The organism is Maricaulis sp., assembly GCF_030149515.1.
GTDB lineage: Bacteria > Pseudomonadota > Alphaproteobacteria > Caulobacterales > Maricaulaceae > Maricaulis.
This window is the reverse complement of the sequence record NZ_JASBRI010000003.1, coordinates 87,095-102,258: the sequence shown is the minus strand read 5'-3', so window position 1 is coordinate 102,258 and position 15,164 is coordinate 87,095. Positions and strand designations below refer to the sequence as shown.

Sequence of the window (15,164 nt, the reverse complement as noted above, 5' to 3'; positions counted from 1 at the left end):
TGATGTGGACGCCTGAACTCTCGCTCGCGCTTGCGCTCGCCATTCCGGCTATCGGCGGGGTTGCCGTTGCGCTTCTGGGGCGCCAGCCGAATCTGCGCGAAGGCGCGACTCTGGTCGCCGCCGTATTGTTGGCGCTGAATGTGGCCTATCTGGTCGAGGTTGCGCGTGGTCATCCGACCCTGGAACTGGCGACATTGGCGCCCGGCCTGCACCTGGTCTTCCGCCTGGAACCCCTCGGCGCGGTATTCGCCGCTGTCGCGTCGGGCCTGTGGATCGTCAACTCGCTCTATTCCATCGGCTACATGCGCGGGAACAACGAGAAGAACCAGACGCGCTTTTATGTCTGTTTCTGCATTGCCATCGGCGCCGCCATGGGCGTGGCCCTGTCGGGCAACCTGCTGACGATGTTCCTCTTCTACGAGGTTCTCACCCTGTCGACCTATCCGCTGGTTGCGCACAAGGGTGATGCCAATGCCAAGCGGGGGGCCGCGATCTACCTGTCCATCCTGCTGGGAACCTCGATCGGCCTCCTTTTGCCGGCGGTGATCGCCACGCACTTCCTCGCCGGCTCGACCGATTTTGTCGCGGGCGGGCTTCTGGCCATCAATGATGTCACCCCCGCGATCGCCAGCGTGCTTCTCGTCCTCTTCGCTTTCGGGATCGGCAAGGCGGCGCTGATGCCGGTTCACCCCTGGCTGCCCAATGCCATGGTCGCACCCACCCCGGTCTCGGCGCTGCTGCACGCCGTGGCCGTCGTCAAGGCCGGCGTCTTCGCCATGCTGAAAGTCGGCACCTATATTTTCGGCCCGGCGCTGATCGCCGCGGCTCCGGCCTCCGATGCGCTGGCGTGGATCGCCGCAATTTCCATCGTGCTGGCCTCGGTCGTCGCCATGACCAAGGACAATCTCAAGGCCCGGCTGGCCTTCTCCACCGTGTCCCAGCTGTCCTATGTCACCCTGGGCGTGATGCTCGCCTCGCCGCTGGCCATGCTGGGCGGAGCGCTGCAGATCGTGATGCACGCCTGGGGCAAGATCACCCTCTTCATGAGTGCGGGCGCCATCTACACCGCCACCAAGAAGACCGAGATCTCGCAGATGGCGGGCCTGGGCCGCTATATGCCCTGGCTGTTCATCGCCTATACGGTCGGCGCGCTGTCGATCATAGGTCTGCCGCCGCTGGGCGGGACCTGGCCGAAACTCTTCCTGATGCAGGGCGCCTGGGAATCGGGCCACGGCCTGCTGATCGTGGCGCTGGTGGCGTCGTCCATCCTTAATGTCGCCTATCTCCTGCCGGTTTCCGCGCGCGGCTTCTTCGCCAAGCCGGAAGAGGCAGGCCTGAAGAAGAAACCGCCGATGTTCGTCATTCTGCCGCCGGTGATCACCGCGGCAGGCGTCATCGTTCTCTTCTTCCTGATCGGACCGCTGCGCGATTACCTCGCGCCGGTCTTCTTCTCCTCGTCCCTTGCTGCGGAGGCCGCCTCGTGAGCGATCAATCCGGCAAACATGATGATCTTGTCCATCCTGCGGCCCGGCCCTTTTTGTGGCTGGACGCGAAATGGCTGAAATCCTCCATGCTCTGGGTGCTGCTGGTCCTGGCGGTCGGCTTTGCGGCGATCGACCTGTTCCATCACCGGCATGAATACGTGCATCTGGCCGAGACGACAGGCTTTTACGCGCTCTGGGGGTTCGGATCCTTCGTCCTCGCCGTCATGGTGGGCTGGTTCGTGATCCGCGGCCTTCTGGGGCGTGAGGAAGACTATTGGGACGGGGAGGGCGATCAATGATCGAAGCCTTCTACGACATCTCCCCCGCCTGGCCGGTCATTCTCGGCGGCCTCCTCGCGGCGGCCATACCGAACCACCATGTCCGCAAGGGCCTGGCCCTTCTGGCCCCGATCCTGGCGGGCTTCCTGTGGTTCAACGTGCCGGCGGGCGTGCATACCGGCGGCCTCATCGAGCTGGGCGGTTTCGTGCTGGAAACCTTCCGCTATGACGGCCTGTCGCGGATCTGGGGGCTGATCTTCATCATCGCGGCCTTCATCAACGCGCTCTACGGGCTGCACGAGAAAGACCGTGTCGCCGATGCGGCCGGCCTCATTTATGCCGGTGCCGGCCTGGGCGCGGTGTTTTCCGGTGACCTGCTCTCGCTCTTCTTCTTCTGGGAGCTGACCGCGATCTCCTCGGTCTTCCTGATCTGGGGTTCGCGCACCCGGGCCGCCTACAAGGCCGGCCTGCGCTATCTGGCGATCCATGTCCTGTCCGGCGTGATGCTGCTGGCCGGCGCGGTGGTGCATGCGGCCGATACCGGCAGCTGGGCCTTCGATGACAGCCTGTCGACCGAGACCTTGGGCGGCATGCTGATCTTCCTCGCCTTCGGTATCAAATGCGCTTTCCCCTTCCTGCACAACTGGCTGCAGGACGCCTATCCCAAGGCGACGGTGACCGGCGCCGTTGTGCTGTCTGCCTTCACCACCAAGCTGGCAGTCTACGCCCTGGCGCGCGGCTATGCCGGCACGGAGATCCTGATCTGGATCGGCGCCATCATGACGGCCTTCCCGGTTTTCTTTGCCGTGGTGGAGAACGACCTGCGCAAGGTCTTGTCCTACTCGCTCAACAACCAGCTGGGCTTCATGGTCGTCGGCGTCGGCGTGGGCACCGAGCTCGCCATCAACGGCGCGGCGGCGCACGCCTTCGTGCACATCATCTACAAGGCCCTGCTGTTCATGAGCATGGGCGCGGTCCTCTATCGGGTCGGCACGGTGAAGGCCTCGGAACTGGGCGGTCTGTTCAAGACCATGCCGGCCACGGCGATCTTCTGCATCATCGGCGCGGCTTCGATCTCGGCCTTCCCGCTCTTCTCCGGCTTCGTCGCGAAGGCGATGACACTGGCTGCGGTGGCGCACGAGCACCACTATGTCGTCTGGTTCATCCTGCTGTTTGCCTCGGCCGGCGTGCTGGAGCACTCGGGCATCAAGATCCCGTATTTCGCCTTCTTCGCCCACGACAAGGGGCACCGCGTGCGCGAAGCGCCGGTGAACATGCTCATGGCGATGGGGATCGCCGCGCTCATGTGCATCTATCTGGGCTGGCCGGACATGTTCGGCATCCCGGGCGGCTATCGGGCGCTTTATAATCTCACGCCGTTCCCGGAGGTGGCGAACGAGTATCCGATGTGGACCTTCGATCACGTCGTCGGGCAGATGCAGCTCCTGCTGGCCGCCCTGTTCGCCTTCGCCTTCCTGGTGCGCATGAAATGGTATCCCGACGAGAAACGGTCGGTGAATATCGATTTCGACTGGATCTATCGCCGCGCGGCCGACGGTGTGGCCCGCTGGGGTCATGCGATGTTCGGCCGGCTCTGGGCCTCGATTGGCAATGTTCTGGGCGCCACGCGCGGACGGATGGGTGGACGTCTGTTCGAGGCTTTCAGTCCTATGGGCGCCCTCAGCCGGGATATCCCCAGTGGTCTGCTGGCGATCTGGACGAGTGCGCTGCTGGCGATCGTGTTGTTGATTGCCTATATGGCCCCTTAAGTCGCAAGCACTTAGACGGGGAAGCAGGGCGCCACACGCAAAGGTGGCGCCCTCTTTCTTTACACCTGATATAGGAATATTATCCCCACCTGGCTTTGCTTCCCTAGCATGACCGTCATGCCGCGGCGCGAAGGGACGCCGCGCGAGACCGGGAGGAGTTCATGACGCCACCGATGGAGCGATTGCACGACGACGTTGCCCGTGCCCGCCTGGCCCAGAGCGCCGCAGCCTACGCATTCGGCGTGACCCAGCAGGAAGTCGAGGCGCCGACCCGGCGCTCGCGCGAGGCCTGCCTGGCCCGCCAGGCGGCGATGTATCTCGCCCATGTCGCCTTCGAACTGCCGCTGTCGCGGGTTGCCCAGGCCTTCGGCCGCGACCGGTCGACGGCGGCCCATGCCTGCCATCGCATCGAGGACAGGCGCGACGACGCCGCGTTCGACGAATACATGGATGCGCTGGAGGAAAGCCTGCGTGCCACACCGCGCATCTGCATCAACCCGGATGGCGGGGCGTCGTCGTGAACGCCCCGCGCTGGATGCGGGCGCTGGCCCGGGACGGAAATGTCCTCCTGCCCATTGCGGGCCGCGGCAAGGGCCGGGGCGTATTCCCCGGGGCGGACCGGCGGCGCCGCCCCGTCGCCCGGATTTCCGCGAACCAGGCCGAACGGGCCGAAGCGCAGGGCTGGCTGACGCGCCGCGGGGCGGGTCATGTCCTCTCCGCCGCCGGATTGGCGGTGCTGCGGCAGGATATGGATGTGGCGGACCAGCATCGCGACTGGGTCGACCGGCCGGTCATGCTGGAAACGGGCACTATCGTCACCGCCCGGGCCAATGCCCGGGAAGGCGCGCTGGGCCCCTGGGCCGCCGATCTCGCACCCGCAGAGCGCAATGCTGCCGAACGCTTTCTGGCCGATTATCACCGCTCGACCCTGACCCGGAATGTCACACGGAACTGGTCGCCGACGGCACCGCGCCGGGGCGAGGGGCCGTGCAGGGGTCCCGAGGATGCCGCCCTCGGTGCGATCGCGGCGAAGGATCGTGTGATGGACGCGCTCGACCGGCTCGGTCCCGGCATGGCGCGTATCGTCGAGGCGGTTCTCATCCGCGAGGAAAGCCTGGCCGCGATGGAGCGCCGCTTTGGCTGGGCGCAGCGCTCGGGACGGACGGCGGTGAAACTGGCGCTGGGGCGTCTGGCCGAGATCTACGGTTTGACCTAGGCCGCTTCCGCCGCACCGCGAATACGGCCGATCATGGAATTCAGCCCGTTGGAGCGTTGCGGGGAGAGGTGTTCGGAAAGCCCGATGCGCTCGAGAACCTCGCGCGCATCCACCGACAGGATGTCGTCGCGCGAGCGGCCGGAATAGAGCCGCAGCAAAAGGGCGGCGAGGCCGCGCACGATATGGGCATCGCTGTCGGCGCGGAAGGTGAGGATGTCGCCCGAAGGTTCGGTGACCAGCCAGACCTGGCTGACACAGCCCTTCACCTTGTTCTCGGCGGTGCGGTCTTCCTCGGGCATTTCGGGCAGGGCCCTGCCCATGTCGATGAGATATTTGTAACGCTCCTCCCAGTCGCCCAGGAGGTCGAACTCATCCACGATATCGTCGATTTCGGTTTGGATCGCTTGTGCCGTCATGACAGCGCCGACGTAGTGCGGGCGCTCGCGCGAAGCAAGTCCTGTAAGCGGCTCGGGGTCAGGACTTGCCGGTCTCTTCGCGCTCGTCGAGCGCGGCTTCGATGCGGTTGGCGGCCATGTCTGTGAGGAAACCGCCCAGGCGGACAGCCTCGCGACCGGCTTCGCAGATGGCCGCATTGTCCTTGCACCAGCCATCGACGGGCTCGGCGGCATCTATGCGGGTTTGGGCGAGATCGAAGGGCAGGTCGAACGCTTCCCCGGCGAAATCGCGCGGGACGAAGACGCTGACGATCGCGAGCCAGAAAGCGGCGCGAATAAGAAACATCATGACCAGGCCTCCTCTTCTTATTGGCACCGGCGATCTCTTCCGGACCTGTCAGTGCAGGAATGAGGCTAGGTGAAAACCCACGCTATTGCACGCGATTCCGGGTATCAGAGCGAACAGCGTGCAAAACTGGAGCAGATTTTTTTCGTAAAATTTGCGCGCAATTTTACCGAGTCCCCAACTGGGACACTTTTTGTTAACGCGTGGCTGCCGGAACGGTTCGAATGCCGCCTACTGGGCCGGATTCGCTGTCGCCAGACAGCGGGACACGTCCAGCAGCGCGTGTTCGGCGATGCAGAAACTGTCCTCATACTTGAAATGCCCCGCCGCCACGCATTGCTGCAGGTCCAGGCGAACCCAGGCGAGACAGCGTTCGACAGACGGATCGGCCAGGAGGTTGTCGATCGCGGCATCCGTGTCCGTCCCCATGGTGCCGTCGATCGACTGCAGGGCGGCAACCGACAGGATGCGGCCGATACGGGTGCGGTCCGGGTCCGGCGTGGCTTCGCCGACGGTCAGTGTCAGCTGCGGCCCCAGGGCGCTTTCGACCGGCACGGCGTCCAGGCGTTCGAACAGGGCCGATGCGGGCACTCCGGCATCCAGCCCCGTATCCAGAGACATCGAAAGCTCGTCCGGCATCAGGATCGGATCGTCGCTTACCTCTACAATACGGGCCAGGCGTTCCGCGCGGTCGCGATAGACCCGGTTGGCCCATCGTTCGGACTGCAGGTCGTAGGCGGCGGTGCGATAGCGCTGCGAGACTTCGCGGATCTCTTCATTGTCGCGCTCGATGGCGTCCACCACGGAATCCTGGGCCGCCGCCGCCGAGCCGAAACTGGTCGCATAGGCAGGATCGTACATCAGCCCGGAGATCGCGGCTTGCGGTCCGTAATAGTCGGCCAGCTCGCGAATCTCGTCGAGATATTCCGGATGGTGCGCGGCGACGATGGCCGCATAGGCGATCCATGCGCGCACAAGGCGTTCCTCGCCGTAAAAGACCGACAGCCGGTCCATGGCCGTGTCGAGATCCTCGGCGGATCCGATCGGGGCTTCACGCAGATCGGCCACCGTGTGGTGGAAGGCGGCATAATCGCGCGCAGAGGTGCGAACGATATCCGGTTCCGCCGGTGCGGTGTCGAACCGCAATTGCGGGCCGGCGGCCTGCGCCGGCATGTCGGGCGGGGCGGCTGGTGTTTCGGCGGGCTCGGCGGCAACCGGCGCGTCCTGGACCGGCGCGGCCGTCTGCGGCATGTCGCTCCGGGATTCCTGAACGCTGGCCGTCGTCAGCACGAGTGCGGCAAGCCAAGTCGTAAACATCCTGAAGCTCCTTACCCCGTCGGGTCGCATATTGCCTTGCAGCGCGAATAGCTCCAAGTGCCCATATGTGATGATTTATTCTGTGACCTTACGGAACCCATCCGTAAATGAACAAAATTTAAGATTCAGTATTTGTTAACGCCAAAGGCGAAGATTCCGTGAAGGAATCAGTACCGAGTCGCACCGGTAGGACATGGACCCGAAAAAGCGAGATATCTCGGCCTTGCTGGCCCGCCGGGGAGGCCCGCTTGTCAATCTTGTATGGATTGGCACGCTGGCGGCTGCCATTCCCCAGATCTGGCCGATCCTGGACGGTCCGGAATGGTTGCGTGTGCTCGGCCTTGCGGCGGTTGCCGGGCCGGCCTTCGCCGGCTTCGTGCTGATGCCGCGGCTGGACCGGCCGTTCGAGCGTTTCGTGCTGGCGATGATCTGGACCGGCTTTGCGGCGGCTGTCGCCGTGACGGGTGGCGGCGTGACCGGCATCGGCGTCCTGGCTTTCCTGCTGGCGCCGGCCGTTGCCGCCGCCAGCGGCGAGCGCGACGCCGTGGTCAAGGCCGCAGCCCTGTCGGGGCTTGCAGCCCTGCTTGTGGCGCTGTTGCAGGCGAGCGGCTTTATCAATCCCGCTCCGATGGCGGTGGAACTGCACCTGCCCTTCGTCACCGGCTGTGCGCTGACGATGGCCGCCGGTTTCGGGTTCGGTGCATTGCGGGCCATGCGCGACACCGACGAGATCCGCCGCGAAGCCGAGCGCGGCCGCGTTCGCTCCAAGGCCTTCGATGCAGCGCCGGTGGCCCTTCTGGCCTGTGACAGCGACGGTCATATCCTGGCCGCCTCGCAGGGTCTGCGCGATCTCTCGCCGGGCCTTCCGCGCGATCTGGCAGGCCTGCCGATTGCCGATCTGGGGTTTGACGAGGACGACCGGGCGGATCTGGCCGCATCGGCGCGCCGTGCCGCGATCCGTCCCATAAGCCAGCACCTGACGCTGCGCGGCGATCGCGGCCGCGAGGCCGATGTCCTCCTGGCAACCCGTCCCGTGCATGGCGGCTCGGTGGCGGTGCTGTCCCGGGATGAAGGTCCCGCGCTCGAGGCGCGACTGCGCGAGGCCGAAGCCGCGCGCGCGCATGCCGAGGAGGAGGCGCGGGCGAAATCGCAATTCCTGGCGTCCGTAAGTCACGAATTGCGCACGCCGCTGAACGCCATTGTCGGCTTTTCCGACGTCATGAAGGCCCGCCTGTTCGGACCGATGCCGGCGCGTTATGCGGAATATGCGGATCTGATCCATGAGAGCGGCCAGCATCTGATGGAACTGATCGGCGATGTTCTGGACATGTCCAAGATCGAGGCCGACCGCTATGAACTGGTGCGCGAGCGTTTCGAGATCGACGAAGTCGTCGGACTGGCCGCCAAGATGATGCGGCTGCAGGCCGAGGAGGCCGGAATCACGCTGTCGGTCAAGCGCAATGACACACCGCTGCCGGTGCTGGGCGATCGCAAGGCCCTGCGCCAGATCCTGCTGAACCTTCTGTCCAACGCCGTGAAGTTCACGCCCAAGGGCGGTGCGATCGTGGTCATGGCTCGTCCGTCGGGCGGTCAGCTGGTACTGGCGGTTGGCGACAGCGGCGTGGGCATCGATCCGGAAGACGCGCAAAACCTTGGCCAGCCCTATCGCCAGGCGTCCAACGCCCGGGATATCGAGAAGCGCGGGACGGGGCTGGGCCTCTCCCTGGTGCGGGCCCTGGCCGAGCTGCACGGCGGTCAGATGAATATCGCCTCGCGCAAGGGTGTTGGCACGACCGTCACGGTCAGCCTGCCCATTCTCGATCGTGGCGAAGGCGAGGTTGCGGACTACCCGTCCTCGACGGGACTCGATGTGCGTCAGCAGATTGAGCGCGCGCAGGCGGCTTCGCAGGACATCACCACGGGGAAGACCGACGCGGCCTAGCTCCGCGTTTCGGCCAGATTGCCGGCGCGCAGGAAGGCGCGGGCGGCCGCGAAATCCCCGATTTCGAAATAATGCACGGCCAGGGGCTCGCCATTGCGGCCCAGCAATTCGACCCTGGCGGTTTCGCGCGGGTCGAGGACGGCCAGCGCATCGGCGGCGCGGCCGGAAAAGTGAAAGACCAGGCCATCGCCGCCGTCGCTAAGCGCGGCCGTATCGGCGCGATCGCCCTGGCCGGAGGCCCAGATCATGGAACGGGCAAAGTTCGGTGGTGTGAAATCGGCCCATCCGGCGCCGGCCGGTGCCGGGAAATGCCCGCCCATGGTCGGGTCGTAGAGTTCGGGCGCGCGGCCGGGATCGCGCATCACCAGAACCGCACTCACGGCGTTCTCCACACGCGGCATGGCCACGGTAAAGCGATGATTGTCGCCGTCGCGGGTGATGCCCACTCTCAGCTCGCCGGTATCCTGCAGGACGGCCCAACCCGGCGTTCCGGCAATGAAGGAGCGCGTGGCGGTCCAGCCGAATGCGCCGCCGGGAAACTCCATGTCGCGGACGCGTTGCCAGGCAATGAAAGCCTCGACGACGCGCAGGCGCAGATCGTCGACTTCCGGGCGCGAGCACTGTGTGGCATCGGCCTGCGCTTCAAGCTCCCGGGAATAGTCGTCCAGGGCCGTGTGCGTCACGCCGCCGCGCAGCAGGATGCCGCGGGCCTGCAGCCGTGCCGCGTCAAGGGCGGCGCGCTGGGCGGGGCTGAATAGATGACAGCGATCGTCGAGCGCCAGGGCGAGCTCGCGCTCTCCGAATTGTTCACCGGCATTGTTCGCCATGACTGGAGATGTCAGGCCGGCCAGTGCGAGACCGGCGCCCACGGCGCGTGCCAGATTTGTGATCGGATGGTGCATGTGACGTCCCGATTGCATGCGTCCGGACTATCACACACGGCTTTTATGCCCCGTGAAGAAGCAGGGTTAATCTTCGCCTAAGGCATTGATTAAAATCACGCTCGAACGGCGCGTCGGCGCCGGGCCAAGCCACGGACCAGCATCAGCAGCGCAGCCCCGAACAGGACCAGGGCCGCGTCGCGGGTATGGTCGATTGCAAACTCGCGGGCGCGATCGGACAATGTCGGCGCTGCCACCGAGAAGTCCAGCGGGGTCACCCCGCGTGAACTCCACACCGCCGCACGCCCTTCAAGCGCCTGCCAGAGATCGGAACGGGCCAGGCTGCGGCCGGCATTCTCGAAGGATGCAACGTCCGGCGCGGTCAGCGTGCCGATCCAGCGCCCGGCCTGCTGCCGGTCGCGGAACAGCGAGGCCACGCCGACACCGATATCCGCGGCATCCGCATCGCTGTCCGATGCAGCATGCTCACCGGCATCGGCGTAGGCCGCGGCGGCCAGGCGCATCAGGCCACGCTGGCCGCGGGAGCGTTCCGCAGCACGCAGGGCGGCGCGCAACTCGTCCGGTGCATTGCGGTCGACATCGGCGACGTCGGTCGAATTCGGGCCGATGATCAGAAGGTTGTGGTCCGCCGGTGCGGTTTCGGACGTATCGCCGTACCAGGCATAGAGCCAGGCCTGACCACCGATCAGCGCGGCGCGTGCCATCACCGATAAGGCGCCGTGGCGGTCGGCATCGTAGCGGGTGGAGAACTGGACGGCCGTGCGCGCGCCCTGATCGGCACTGAAGGGCAGGCCGGAGGCGGCAAAGGTGCGCAGGCTGGCATTCTCGCTCAGCTGGCGCGCGTCGCGCACCTGGCGCTCGCCCAGGCGGCGGGCGGTGATCGCATCGGCCGCCAGGAAGGTCGAGCCATAGCCGTCGAAAGCACGGGCGGCCATCAGGCGGGCGGCGGCGGTGGCTTCGTCGAGATTGCGGCCGGTCACGATCAGCCGGGGTGTCCCGTCATTGCGAAAGGCAATTTCCGGACCCTGGCTCTGGCCCTGGCGCAGTGCGGCCCGGTCCCCGTCGTCCAGGCGCCCGGCTTTGGCAATCCGGACGATCAGGTCGGCATTGTCCTCGGCGGCGGTGAACAGCGGAACTTCGCCGGCGCGCAGGGCGAGCCCCTGCGCGACCAGGGCCTCGAGCGTGATCCGTTCACGGCCTGCATCGGTGACCAGCGCAATACGGCGCGGCGCAGCGAAACTGGCGCCCAGTGTATGTTCAAGCTCCCCGAGGCTCTCCACAGGGCGCACGGGCTCAAGCGTGAGGCGCAATTGCGATCGCCGGGCATCGACGATCCATCCGGTTGCCGCCGACTCGTTGGTGTAGCTGATCTCCAGAACATTCTCGCCCGGCCGGACATCGGCGGAGAACAGCGCGAAACGGGCTTCCATGGCGCGTGGCTGGGGGCGGATGACAATGGCTTCCCCGCCGTTGACGCTGACCTGGATCCGGCCGGCGGTGGTGTCGCTGGCGGGGCGTGCGGCCAGGCGCAACCAGGCCTCCGATGTCACGACATGGGGCGGCAGAGTGAAGCGGATATGTGTCGTCGGCTGGGTGTTCGAGAGAACGAAGGCGTCGCCGCTGCCGTCGAGATCGGCCAGGGCACGCTCTTCCGTATTGATGCGATCCGTGTCGATATGAGTGTCCTGGGCCGTAGCCGCGAACACACCAGACACCACGACAGCCCATGCGGCGACCGCAACCGATACGATACGTACAAACATGAAACGCTCCCTCACCCGTTTACAGATTATTAAGCAATTGCGCTGCCATCAACGGAAATGAGTGGGCTGAAGACGAAAATCTGGGTGGACGCCCTTGTCAGGCGGGCTGAAACAGGCCTGGCTGCGATCTATGTGATTCGCCGGGGAGACGAAGATGCCGGCGCCGTTCTCGTCAAAGTGGTATTGCGAGACGGTCTGGCACGCCTTCTTGTCCCGGCGCGGGACGGGCATGGCGAACGGATCTGGCAGGTATTTCGCGACGGGCCGGTGCCGGAAGCGGATGCCGATGCGTATTGCCGGCGCCGGCTGGAGAGTGATCCAGATCTCTGGCTGGTGGAAATCGAGGATCGCGACGGGCGCCACTTCCTGACCGAGCCGGTAGAAAATCCTTAACGGTGGCTGGCGATAATGTCCGCGATCAATCTGCTCACGATGTATCGGGTTCAACGATGTTGTTTCTGTTCAACGATGTCGTCTTCGATCTGGGTGATCTGAATAGTGTGCTGCGCAGTGGAGAGATTCCGCTGACAAGCGCCCAGGTCGAGGCTTTGACAGCGGGCCAATTGAACGCCCTGGTCCGTGAGGCTGTCTTCGCCGATCCGAATATTGCGAAGAACAAGCCCAAACACGTAAAGCACCTGGTCGCCCTGATCACGTATGTTGCGCCGGGCGCCAACGCCCTGCTTGCCGTGCGGCCGGACGGGGCCAAGACCCATGCCGATGTCGGCCTGCGCTATGCACACGTGCCGATCGAGACGCTTGCCTATCTCTGGGGACGTCAGTCAGACCGCCCGCTCATGGCCGCCGACGTGAACTCGGCGGTCTGGACGCGGAGCAGTGGCCCCTTGCCTCAGGCCACGGGAACGGGGTAACCCCGCGGCTTGCACTGACCGCGAGCCCGAAATGACCGCCAATCCGACCGATGCGCCCGAATGGGCGCGCCGCCGCTCCTTCGCCATCATCTCGCATCCGGACGCGGGCAAGACCACGCTGACCGAAACGCTGTTGCTGTCCGCCGGTGCGATCCGCCTGGCGGGGCAGGTGCGTGCCCGCGGCGAGAACCGGCGCACCCAGTCGGACTGGATGAAGATCGAACAGGAACGCGGGATTTCGGTTTCGGCCTCGGTGATGACGTTCGAGCATCGCAGCCTCCTCTTCAACCTGCTCGATACGCCGGGTCACGAGGATTTCTCCGAAGACACCTACCGCACACTGACCGCAGCCGACAGCGCGATCATGGTGCTTGACGCCGCCAAGGGTGTGGAGCCGCGCACGCTGAAACTGGTCGAGGTTTGCCGGCTGCGCGACATCCCGATCGTCACCTTCATCAACAAGATGGACCGCGAAGCGCTGGACCCGGTCGACCTCCTGGAAGACATCCAGGACAAGCTGGCGCTGGACGCAACGCCGATGCAGTGGCCGTGCGGTTCCGGCAAGCGGTTCAAGGGCGTGCTCGACATCGGCAGCGGCGACTTCCTGCGCTACCGCAAGCCGGGCGAGAATGTGGACCCCCACGAGCCGGCGGCGCGCGTGGCGCTGGACGGCAATTCAGTGCGTGAATTCCTTTCCGGGGACGAGGTCGATGAATTGCGCGAAGGCGCAGAAGTGGCCCGGGAACTCTGCCCGCCCTTCAATCCCCGGAGCTTTCTGGAAGGACATCTGACACCGGTCTTCTTCGGCTCCGCCCTGCGCGGCTTCGGCGTGCGCGAGTTGCTGGAAGGCCTGGCCGACAAGATCCCCGGTCCCGCGCCCGTGGCGGCCATTGCCAACGGCCAGCCGGTGGATGTCGAGCCGGGCGGCAAGGAGGTTGCCGGCTTCGTGTTCAAGGTGCAGGCGAACATGGACCCCAATCACCGCGACCGGGTCGCCTTTGTGCGCCTGTGTTCGGGCAGGTTCAAACGCGGCATGAAGCTGAAGACTGAGGCCGGCAAGCAGCTTACCGTGTCCTCGCCCATCCTGTTCTTCGCCCAGGACCGGGAGATCGCCGACGAGGCCTTTGCCGGCGACGTGATGGGGGTGCCCAATCACGGCACGCTTCGTGTTGGCGACAGCCTGTCAGAAAGCGGCAAACTGCGCTTCTCGGGCATTCCCAATTTCGCCCCGGAAATCCTGCGCCGCGCACGCCTGGCCGATCCGCTGAAGGCGAAACATCTCAAGAAGGCGCTCGAAAGCCTGGCAGAGGAGGGGGTGACACAGCTTTTCCGCCCGGTGCTGGGCGGCGACTTCATTGTCGGTGCGGTGGGGGCGCTGCAGATCGACGTGATGCGCGAACGCGTGGCCGCGGAATACGGGCTGGAAGTCCAGTTCGAGGCGGCGCCCTACGAGACCGCGCGCTGGGTGACCGGAGAGCGCGACAAGATCGAGGCGTTCGCCGACCGGCACAAATCGGCCATGGCCGAGGACATCAATGGCGATCCGGTTTTTCTGGCCAAAAGCGCCTGGGAAGTGTCCTATTCGGAAGAGAAATTTCCCGATGTTACCTTCCATAGAGCCAAGGAACGCGCCGCATGAGCACTGCAGCCAGCGACAGTCTTCCGCAACAGCTCCGGGACTTCTGGTCCATTGTCGTGGAGGTGTGGAACACCTCCTTCCTCGGCGTCAGTGTCGGACAGGGCCTGGCGGCCGTACTGGTTGTGCTGATCGGCTTCATGGTGCGCGGCCTGATCGCGCGCTGGCTGATCGCGGCGCTGACACGGCTGGCGGGACGATCGGAGACCACGCTGGACGATGAGGTCGTTGCCGCACTGTCCGGGCCGATGAAGCTCGTACCGGTGATCGTGGCGCTCTTCTTCTCCATCAACATCATCCATCTGGGCGGTGACGGAGCGCTGCGCGGCGAGCAGTTCGTGCAGTCGCTGGTCGTGGTGGCGCTGTTCTGGGCCCTGCACAATGCCGTGGGACCCCTGGCCCTTGCCATGCGCGGCGTACGCAGCGCGCTGACGCCGGTGATGATCGACTGGCTGACCAAGGCCATGCGCATCCTGTTCGTCATAGTCGGCGCGGCAGCGGTACTGCAGATCTGGGACATTCCGGTTGCGGGCATCGTCGCCGGCCTGGGCCTGTTCGGTGTGGCGATCGGCCTGGGGGCCCAGGACCTGTTCAAGAACCTGATTGCCGGCATCCTGATCCTGGCCGAAAAACGTTTCCTTCCCGGCGACTGGATCCTGGTCGATGGCGTGGTCGAGGGGACGGTGGAGGAAATCAATTTCCGTTCCACCCTGGTGCGCCGCTTCGACAAGGGCCCGGTCTATGTGCCCAATTCGAAACTCGCCGACAATGCCGTCACGAACTTCTCCCGCATGACGCACCGCCGCATCAAATGGGCGATCGGCGTGCGCTATGACACGACAAGCGAACAATTGCGCGAGATCCGCGACAAGGTGCTGGCCTGGGTCACCGATCATCCCGAATTCGCCGATCCGCCGGACGTGGCCACCTTCATGCGCGTCGACGCGTTCGGCCCGTCCTCGATCGATTTTCTGCTCTACTGCTTCACCAAGACGACGAATTGGGGCGAATGGCTGCGCCTCAAGGAGGACCTGGCCCTGTTCGTCAAGCAGACCGTTGAAAAAGCGGGTACGGAATTCGCCTTCCCCTCGACCTCGGTCTATCTGGAAAGCGGCGCGGAAGTCTTCCAGCCGCCGGCCGGCGACGGCGCGGCCGCAGCTGTGGCGGACGCGCAATAGCCGCATGGTGCCAATCCGGTCGAGGCGCCGGACGGTATCCCGCAGGTCACGCCGGAACTGGCGGCC

15 protein-coding genes are annotated in these 15,164 nt (G+C 65.3%); 10 read left to right on the top strand and 5 right to left on the bottom strand.

Features of this window, described 5'->3' with window-relative positions; all coding sequences use genetic code 11:
• Window positions 1-2 precede the first annotated feature (2 nt).
• The 5 genes from Q1U94_RS01985 to Q1U94_RS01965 all read left to right on the top strand — a co-directional run bounded on the left by Q1U94_RS01985 (window position 3) and on the right by Q1U94_RS01965 (window position 4,747).
• Window positions 3-1,484 (top strand): proton-conducting transporter membrane subunit, encoded by a 1,482-nt coding sequence (locus tag Q1U94_RS01985; RefSeq protein ID WP_300541403.1) that lies wholly within the window; start codon window positions 3-5, stop codon window positions 1,482-1,484.
• Window positions 1,481-1,783, top strand: coding sequence for a hypothetical protein (locus Q1U94_RS01980; RefSeq protein WP_300541401.1), 303 nt, complete (start codon window positions 1,481-1,483; stop codon window positions 1,781-1,783). The genes Q1U94_RS01985 and Q1U94_RS01980 overlap by 4 nt, the downstream gene beginning before the upstream one ends.
• On the top strand, window positions 1,780-3,531 hold the full coding sequence (locus Q1U94_RS01975) for a Na(+)/H(+) antiporter subunit D (protein ID WP_300541399.1): 1,752 nt from the start codon (window positions 1,780-1,782) through the stop codon (window positions 3,529-3,531). Before Q1U94_RS01980 ends, Q1U94_RS01975 begins: the two co-directional genes overlap by 4 nt.
• A gap of 161 nt (window positions 3,532-3,692) precedes the next feature.
• Entirely contained in the window at window positions 3,693-4,052 is a 360-nt protein-coding gene (locus Q1U94_RS01970) for a helix-turn-helix domain-containing protein (protein WP_300541397.1), read from the top strand.
• Window positions 4,049-4,747 (top strand): DUF6456 domain-containing protein, encoded by a 699-nt coding sequence (locus Q1U94_RS01965; protein WP_300541395.1) that lies wholly within the window; start codon window positions 4,049-4,051, stop codon window positions 4,745-4,747. Before Q1U94_RS01970 ends, Q1U94_RS01965 begins: the two co-directional genes overlap by 4 nt.
• Here the strand turns inward: Q1U94_RS01965 and Q1U94_RS01960 are convergent.
• The 3 genes from Q1U94_RS01960 to Q1U94_RS01950 all read right to left on the bottom strand — a co-directional run bounded on the left by Q1U94_RS01960 (window position 4,744) and on the right by Q1U94_RS01950 (window position 6,805).
• On the bottom strand, window positions 4,744-5,163 hold the full coding sequence (locus tag Q1U94_RS01960) for a SufE family protein (protein WP_300541393.1): 420 nt from the start codon (window positions 5,161-5,163) through the stop codon (window positions 4,744-4,746). The two genes, Q1U94_RS01965 and Q1U94_RS01960, sit on opposite strands and share 4 nt — an antisense overlap.
• 58 nt (window positions 5,164-5,221) lie before the next feature.
• Window positions 5,222-5,491 carry a hypothetical protein gene (locus Q1U94_RS01955; RefSeq protein WP_300541391.1) on the bottom strand — a complete coding sequence of 90 codons (270 nt, stop codon included), beginning with the start codon at window positions 5,489-5,491 and terminating at the stop codon, window positions 5,222-5,224.
• 228 nt (window positions 5,492-5,719) lie between these two features.
• Window positions 5,720-6,805, bottom strand: a complete 1,086-nt coding sequence (locus tag Q1U94_RS01950; RefSeq protein WP_300541389.1) for a hypothetical protein — start codon at window positions 6,803-6,805, stop codon at window positions 5,720-5,722.
• A 193-nt stretch (window positions 6,806-6,998) separates the two neighbouring features.
• Here Q1U94_RS01950 and Q1U94_RS01945 point away from each other — a divergent pair, with 193 nt between their 5' ends.
• Entirely contained in the window at window positions 6,999-8,747 is a 1,749-nt protein-coding gene (locus Q1U94_RS01945; RefSeq protein ID WP_300541387.1) for a HAMP domain-containing sensor histidine kinase, read from the top strand.
• Here Q1U94_RS01945 and Q1U94_RS01940 read toward each other — a convergent pair.
• Both Q1U94_RS01940 and Q1U94_RS01935 read right to left on the bottom strand, forming a co-directional pair.
• The gene (locus Q1U94_RS01940) at window positions 8,744-9,649 is read right to left on the bottom strand and encodes a hypothetical protein (protein ID WP_300541385.1); all 906 of its coding nucleotides are present in this window, start codon (window positions 9,647-9,649) and stop codon (window positions 8,744-8,746) included. The genes Q1U94_RS01945 and Q1U94_RS01940 overlap by 4 nt on opposite strands.
• A gap of 95 nt (window positions 9,650-9,744) precedes the next feature.
• A complete protein-coding gene (locus Q1U94_RS01935) occupies window positions 9,745-11,412 on the bottom strand; it encodes a cellulose biosynthesis cyclic di-GMP-binding regulatory protein BcsB (protein ID WP_300541383.1) in 1,668 nt (555 codons plus the stop codon).
• 57 nt (window positions 11,413-11,469) lie between these two features.
• Here Q1U94_RS01935 and Q1U94_RS01930 point away from each other — a divergent pair, with 57 nt between their 5' ends.
• From Q1U94_RS01930 to Q1U94_RS01915, 4 genes are read left to right on the top strand one after another with little or no spacing between them, the layout of a single operon-like run.
• Window positions 11,470-11,805 carry a DUF1491 family protein gene (locus Q1U94_RS01930; protein ID WP_300541381.1) on the top strand — a complete coding sequence of 112 codons (336 nt, stop codon included), beginning with the start codon at window positions 11,470-11,472 and terminating at the stop codon, window positions 11,803-11,805.
• 56 nt (window positions 11,806-11,861) lie between these two features.
• Window positions 11,862-12,284, top strand: coding sequence for a hypothetical protein (locus Q1U94_RS01925; RefSeq protein WP_300541379.1), 423 nt, complete (start codon window positions 11,862-11,864; stop codon window positions 12,282-12,284).
• A 31-nt stretch (window positions 12,285-12,315) separates the two neighbouring features.
• Window positions 12,316-13,923: a peptide chain release factor 3 gene (locus tag Q1U94_RS01920; protein WP_300541377.1), complete on the top strand. Its 1,608-nt coding sequence runs from the start codon at window positions 12,316-12,318 to the stop codon at window positions 13,921-13,923.
• Window positions 13,920-15,098: a mechanosensitive ion channel family protein gene (locus Q1U94_RS01915; RefSeq protein WP_300541375.1), complete on the top strand. Its 1,179-nt coding sequence runs from the start codon at window positions 13,920-13,922 to the stop codon at window positions 15,096-15,098. Before Q1U94_RS01920 ends, Q1U94_RS01915 begins: the two co-directional genes overlap by 4 nt.
• The last annotated feature ends 66 nt before the right edge of the window (window positions 15,099-15,164 follow it).